General features: G+C 63.7%; 6 protein-coding genes. All 6 read right to left on the bottom strand.

Annotated elements, in window-relative coordinates; all coding sequences use genetic code 11:
• Positions 1-1,263 (bottom strand): glycerol-3-phosphate dehydrogenase/oxidase (locus tag VIO10_RS07380; protein WP_331961623.1); only part of this gene is annotated, 1,263 nt, incomplete at its 3' end.
• 14 nt (positions 1,264-1,277) lie between these two features.
• Positions 1,278-2,678 (bottom strand): glycerate kinase type-2 family protein, encoded by a 1,401-nt coding sequence (locus VIO10_RS07375; protein WP_331961620.1) that lies wholly within the window; start codon positions 2,676-2,678, stop codon positions 1,278-1,280.
• 82 nt (positions 2,679-2,760) lie between these two features.
• Positions 2,761-3,435 (bottom strand): ribose-5-phosphate isomerase RpiA, encoded by a 675-nt coding sequence (gene rpiA, locus VIO10_RS07370; RefSeq protein ID WP_331961617.1) that lies wholly within the window; start codon positions 3,433-3,435, stop codon positions 2,761-2,763.
• Between the two features lie 203 nt (positions 3,436-3,638).
• Positions 3,639-4,304: a GTP cyclohydrolase I FolE gene (gene folE, locus VIO10_RS07365; protein ID WP_331961614.1), complete on the bottom strand. Its 666-nt coding sequence runs from the start codon at positions 4,302-4,304 to the stop codon at positions 3,639-3,641.
• On the bottom strand, positions 4,301-5,203 hold the full coding sequence (locus tag VIO10_RS07360; RefSeq protein WP_331961611.1) for a methylenetetrahydrofolate reductase: 903 nt from the start codon (positions 5,201-5,203) through the stop codon (positions 4,301-4,303). Before VIO10_RS07360 ends, folE begins: the two co-directional genes overlap by 4 nt.
• 46 nt (positions 5,204-5,249) lie before the next feature.
• The gene (locus VIO10_RS07355; protein ID WP_331961608.1) at positions 5,250-6,284 is read right to left on the bottom strand and encodes a homoserine kinase; all 1,035 of its coding nucleotides are present in this window, start codon (positions 6,282-6,284) and stop codon (positions 5,250-5,252) included.
• Positions 6,285-6,462: the final 178 nt, after the last annotated feature.

Here is a 6,462-nt window from a genome sequence, read left to right as displayed (position 1 = left end):
GCCGGCGCCCGGCTCATCGCCCGCGCCCAGCGGGCGCGCGCCGGGAAACGGTGTCGCGAGCGTTGGGCAAACTCCTACTGGGCGTCCGAGCCGCTTCATCACGAGATCGACGAGCTTCTGCGCAATCTCGCGATGCGTCGTGAACTTTCCTCCTGCCACCGTGATCAGTCCCGACGGACTTTCGAGTATCACTTCCTCGCGCGGCACCGCCGACGGCGCCGCCGCCCCCTTTTCCGTCCTGACGAGCGCGCGCAGTCCGGCGAAGCTGGTCGCCAGATCGGCATTCTCAAGCTTGATCCCCGGCAGGCTCTCGGCCAGCACCGCGAGCAGATATTCGATGTCGTCGGGCTGCGTCCTGACGCTTGCGGGATCGCCCGCGTAATCGGTGTCGGTGGTGCCCACCAGCACGTAACGGTCATGCGGCATCACGAACACGATGCGCCCGTGCTCGTCGCCCAGCACGATCGATTCGCGCACCGGCAGAACCGTTCGCGCAAACACCAGATGCACGCCCTTGGTCAATCGCACGCTCGGCTTCGACAACGGATCGTCCATCCGCCGAATCTCGTCCACCCACGGGCCGGCCGCGTTCAGGAATGTTTTGGCGCGAAGCTCAAGGCCGGCGCCGCCGAGCAGATCGCGCACGCTGGCCGACGCGATCTTCCCACCGGCCGGGCTTAAATGTTCGACCGCCGCGTAATTGGCGACCGCCGCGCCGTGCAAATCCGCGTCGAGCACGTTCTCGAACGTGACGCGCGCGTCGTCGGCCCACGCGTCGAAGTACATCGCGCCGCCGGTCAACCCGTCGCGGCTGAGCGCGGGCTCGGTCTCGCGCACCTCGGCGGCATTGAGGGTCGAGTGCCACTCTTTGAACGGCATTCCCGCCAACAGGTCGTACAGCGTCAGTCCCATCGCCATCGTGAACCGATTGAAGCCGCGCCCGCGATACACCGGAAACAGAAATTGAATCGGATGCACCAGGTGCGGCGCCGTGAGATGGCGCAAGCGCTCGCGCTCGCGCAGCGCCGCGTACACCAGTTTGAGTTGTCCCTGCGGGAGATAGCGAAAACCGCCGTGAATCAGCTTGGACGATCGCGACGACGTGGCGCAGGCGAAATCGCCGCGGTCTATCAGCGCAACGCGCAGTCCCCGCATCGCAGCGTCGCGCGCGACGGCGGCGCCATTGATGCCCGCGCCGATTACCGCGAGATCGAATTCCTCATCGCGAAATCTTGCCAGACTCTTTTCACGGTTCAGCGTCATCAATGGCCCCTGCCTCAGTAATTCACCAGAGCGAGAAAAATGTCGCTGACGTTGGTCCCCGTCGGCCCCGTGAGGAACAGCCCGCCCGCCGCTTTGAAGAAGCTGTACGAGTCGTTGCGGATCAATGCTGTCGCAGCGCTGACTCCGGCGCGATCGCCGTCGGCGACCGTGGCCGGCGACGCGAATGCTCCGGCCGCGTCCGTCGGCCCGTCGATTCCGTCGGTGCCCGCGAACAACGCCGTGATTCGACGCCCGGGTCCGATCTCCGACAGTTCGATTGCCGCCGCCAGCGCGGATTGCTGGGCGCGTCCGCCCCGCCCCGCTCCGCGCACCGTCACCACCGGCTCGCCGCTTGCCATGGCGCATACCCGCTCGCGCGTGATCTGGCACAGGCGCTGCGCAATCGCGCGGCCGACGTCGTTGGCCTCGCCGCGCAGCTCGATCCATCGATCCGGATGATAGCCGAGGGCAGCAGCCGCCTGCTCGGCGCCCTCAAGCGCAACCTCGCCGTCGCCAATGATCACGTTGGTCACGCGTTCGAGGATCGGATCGTTGGTCTTTACCGTCGCGTCGGCTTCGCCCGCTACCGCCCGCTCGAGGTACCCGCGCACAGACTCGGGCGCACGCCCCCATACGTTGCGCCGCTTCAGCACCGCGACCGCGTCGCCGAAGCTGCTCCAGTCACCCGCGGTCAGCCCCGAGCCAATCGTCGCCAGGTCGTTGCCCGGCACGTCGGACAGGATCAGCCCGAGCACGCGTGCGCCGCCGCAATGGCGGATGAGCCGCCCGCCCTTCACGGCCGAAAGATGCCTGCGCACGACGTTGAGCTCGCGAATCGACGCGCCGGCTTTGAGCAGCGCTTGATTAACCGCGATCTTGTCCGCCAGCGCTATCCCCTCGGCCGGCCACGTGAGCATCGCCGACGCGCCTCCGCTCAGCGCGACAATCACCAGGTCGTCCGCCGCCGCCCCATGCAACATCTCGCACGCCGCATGCGCCGCAGCCTCGGATGACTCGTCGGGTACAGGATGGCTCGACGCGAGCACTCGCACTCTTTTCAGTTTTTTAAGTATTAAGGCCCGCTCCGCTGTCGCGGCGGTACCTTTTTTCAGTATTAAGGCAGGCTGCTTTGTCGCGGCTCTTGGAATTATGGCGAGCGCATCGGCGAGCTTGTCGGCGATTCGGCGTTCGATCTCATGCGCCATTGCGGCCGCCGCCTTGCCCACCGCCAGCATCAAGACTCGTGACGCGCCCGCGACCAAATCGGGAACCTGCTCCGCGCCGTGACATCCGCCGTCCATCGCGCGCCCGACGAGCCGGGCGGGATCTACAGCCGCGACGGCCGCACGATAGATCGTTTCCAGGTCCGCCCGCGCCGCCCTTTGGGAATCGGAATCTGTAGTCGGTGAACTCACTTACTTCAGTATTAAGACTTTTTCACCAGTAAGAGCGCGCTCCGGTGGCGCGGCTTTTTTCAGTATGAAGGCAGGCTGCGCGCTACCGTCGCAGCACGCGGATTTTTCCCGATGACTCCGCAACCAGGACCACATCCGCCATCGCGATGAACAAGCCGGTGCCGACCACGCCCGGAATCGCCAGCAGCTCTCGATCCAGCCGCGCCGGACTGGCGATCTTCTTCACCGCGCAGTCGAGAATCCAGTTGCCGTTGTCGGTAACCAGTTCCTTGCCTTCGTTTTCGCGAATTCGCGGCTTCATCCCGAGCGCTTTGATCTTCGCCATCGCGAGCGGCACTCCGAACGGAATCACTTCCACCGGGATGCTCCCGCGATGGCCGAGTTTCGGCACCAGCTTTTCCTCGCCGACCAGCACGACGAACCGGCGCGACGATGCGGCCACGATTTTTTCGCGCACCAGCGCTCCGCCGTAGCCCTTGATCAGATTGAGGCGCGGATCGACCTCGTCGGCGCCGTCGAAGTCGGTGTCGATTTTTCCTCCGTCCGCCAGCGTGACGATCGGGATTCCCACCGAGCGACCGAGTTGCTCGCTCGCGCTGGAAGTCGGCACGCCACGAACTTGAATCCGGCTGGCTCCCAGAGCCCGAATGAACGCGCTCGCCGCCCTGCCGGTGCCAAGTCCGATGGTATGCCCGGGCTTGACGTAGCGAAGCGCATATTGACCGAGTGCGTCGAGTGCATCGTCGTTGGCAGCCATCAATTGTTCCTTTTGAGTTTCGGGACGACGATCATCGGCTCGCTGTGCGGTCGCGACTCGCAGAATCCTGAATCGCGCGCGCCCGTGGGCACGGGAAGCCAGTATTAAGAAGGGAAAACATGGCGCGCTGTATAAAGACCCTCACCTTCATCCTCTCCCTAACAGGGAGAGGAAAAATAAAGCCCCGTAAATTCGCGCCGCGGTCACGGCTTGCCGTTGCGCAGCAGCTGCATGAACTCCTGGCGCGTCTCGGTGTGAGTGCGGAACGCGCCGAGCATCGCCGACGTGGTGACGTAGCAATTCTGCTTCTCGACGCCGCGCATCCGCATGCACAGATGCTCGGCCTCGATCACCACGGCGACGCCGAGCGGCTGGACCTCCGCCATGAGCGTGTGCGCGATCTGGGTGGTCAACCGCTCCTGCACCTGGAGCCGTCGCGCGTAAATTTCCACCAATCGCGCCAGCTTCGAGATTCCGACGATCTTGCGATTGGGCAGGTAGGCGACGTGCGCCTTGCCCATGAACGGCAGCAGGTGATGCTCGCACAGGGAGTAGAAGTCCAAATCCTTGCACAGGATCATTTCCTGGTAGTCCTGTTCGGCAAACAGCGCGTCGTTGATCGCTTCCTTTGGATCCATGGCGTAGCCGCTGGTTAGAAATTCATAAGCGCTGGCGACGCGCGCGGGCGTGCGTTTGAGTCCTTCGCGATCCGGGTCCTCACCGATATGGCGGATGATGACGCGAACCGCATCTTCGACTTTGCCGCGGCCATTTGCATTTGGATTGTTGCGGGCGATCGTTTCGGCGTTCGCTTTTTCCACTGTTAATCCCCGGCCGGCGCGATTCTTGTCCGCGCGAATACGCTTCATCTGCCGATCTCCTCGCGCCAGCGGCTGAACTGTAGAGCCAGCTCGATCGCCAGTGACGGGCCGCCACCGCTCATGATGATGAACCCCGCCGCCTCACCAGCCAACGACTTCATCAGCTCCATGTTCTCGCGCAGCGAAAGCGCGCGCACCTCTTCTTCGCTCATCCCGCCGAACCTGTCCAGATGGCTCCGCGCACCGCTTAGATCTTTCACGCGATCGATCAGGTAGGTCGCCATCGCCTCGCGCTTGACCGGGAGAATCCCAAGCATCGTCCTGATTCCGAGGCTGTTGGCTTTGGCAATAAAGCGCCGCCCGGTCTCGGCGTCGAACACCGGCTGCGTGATCACGAAGCGCGCGCCGGCGGCGGCCTTGCGCGCAAGGAGGGCGAACTCGCGCTCGAGGTTCTTTCGATTCGGATTGGCGACCGCACCGGCAACAATCGACGGGACCCTCTTCAGGGGCGGCTTGCCCTCGCCGGTGTCGCCGCGATTCAAGTCGCCGATCATCGCGAGCAACCGGCATGCGTCGATGTCATGCGCGGCGATCGCGGCGCCGTCGGCGCCGGGAGGGATTTTGTCGCCGTTGAGCGCAACCACCGCGTCGATCCCCAGAGCTGCCGCGCCCAGCAGATCGGATTTCAGCGCGAAGCGGTTGCGGTCGCGGCACGAGAGGTTCAGCACGACCGGGATTTTCAGGCGCCCCTTGATCGCGGCGGCGAAGACCAGCCCCGACATCTTGACCTTGCCCAGCGCGTTGTCGGTCAGGTTGATCGCATCGACGTGCCCCGCCAGCTCGGCGAGGCGGCGAAGCAGCGGCCCCGGATTGATTCCGCGCGGGGGAGAAACCTCGAGCCATAGCGCAGGCGCGGCGGCGTTCAGGCTGTCAAGAATTGAAGGCAACGGATTTCTCCGCGGAGAGGTGAATCAGGCCGCGTGTCTCAATCCCTCACGCCTGCCGGCGCTCGGTCGCTTTGACCTTCTGGTATTTGCGGTAGTCGTATCCGGTCGCCATCGCCATCAGCAGCGGCTCCATCCCGCCCTGGCGCTCGCGGCGCAGCACCCGCAGGCGATCGAAGAACTCGCGGAAGTCCTTGTCCACGCGATTGTGGCCGTCCACCGGCTGCAGAAAGAAATCGCGCAGGCGCGTGACGGTGAAGCGCAGCGACGAAAACCGCAGCTCGTTGGGAAACGCGTCCCATTCCGCCAACGACAGCGTGCGCACCGACTCGTAGCCCGACAGCAGATAGCGGAAGCGGTCGAGCGAGTAGGCGCCGTCGACGAAGCACAGTGCATTGACAGCCGTGGCGATGTCGAAAATGAACTTGCCGCGGCAGGCGGCGTCGAAATCGAGCATCGCGGTCAGCCGCTCGCCGCGAAACAGCAGGTTGTCGGCGAAGATGTCGCCGTGGATGACGCCCTTGGGCAGCTTGCTCTCGAGGTAGCGCGTCAGATACTCGACCTCGTCGTCCAGGGTGCGGCAAATCTTGCGGAAATAGTTCGGCAGCCGGTTGCGCACGGTCAGGTACAGGTCGGCGATTCGCTCGAAGCTGAAGCGGTTGTCGATTCCCTTCTTGTACGCTTTGCCGATTACATGCAGATCGCCAAGGGTGTGACCGATGGTCTCGAGCTGGCTCGGCTTGAGCCGCGCGGGCGCCAGCACCTTGCCCTCCTGGTACTTGAACAGCGACACGCAGCGGTTGTTGAAATTGCGGTAAAAGCGGCCCATCCGATCCTGCATCGGATGCGGGCAGGGAAACGAATGCTTGCGCAGGAACGAAAGCAAATCGATTTCGCGCTTCAGTTCGTTCTCGCGCTTGACCTCGTCCAACCGCAGCAGGAATTTGCCCTTGGCGGCTTCGAGCAGGTAGTTGGTGCTGACGGATCCTTCCGGGATGCCGGTCGCGCTGGTGACGCGGCCCAGACCGTAATCGTCCGCGAGCTCCTTGAGAAACGGTTTGCTTAACTCGGTGTAAACGGCCATGAGGAGGTGCAATCGATCGAAGGACTGTCAGTCGGCCAAGTCTAGGGCGTGATTGGCAGTTCGTCAACTAGGGGTCAGAAAACCCTGCTAAACAAGGGGTGTCGTGAATTCGGCAAGTGGTCTCAGGACAGCCGCGATAATGTCCAAGTTGCCACAAGCGTCGCGCGAGACTAAATCA

Origin of the sequence: Candidatus Binatus sp. (assembly GCF_036567905.1) — a bacterium.
Classification (GTDB): domain Bacteria; phylum Desulfobacterota; class Binatia; order Binatales; family Binataceae; genus Binatus.
The sequence above is the reverse complement of the archived record's forward strand: the minus strand, read 5'-3'. Positions and strand labels throughout refer to the sequence as shown.

Coding starts and splice junctions, on each gene's coding strand:
- rpiA (WP_331961617.1), bottom strand. CDS start 3,435: ATGGCTGCCAACGACGATGCACTCGACGCACTCGGTCAATATGCGCTT.
- folE (WP_331961614.1), bottom strand. CDS start 4,304: ATGAAGCGTATTCGCGCGGACAAGAATCGCGCCGGCCGGGGATTAACA.
- VIO10_RS07355 (WP_331961608.1), bottom strand. CDS start 6,284: ATGGCCGTTTACACCGAGTTAAGCAAACCGTTTCTCAAGGAGCTCGCG.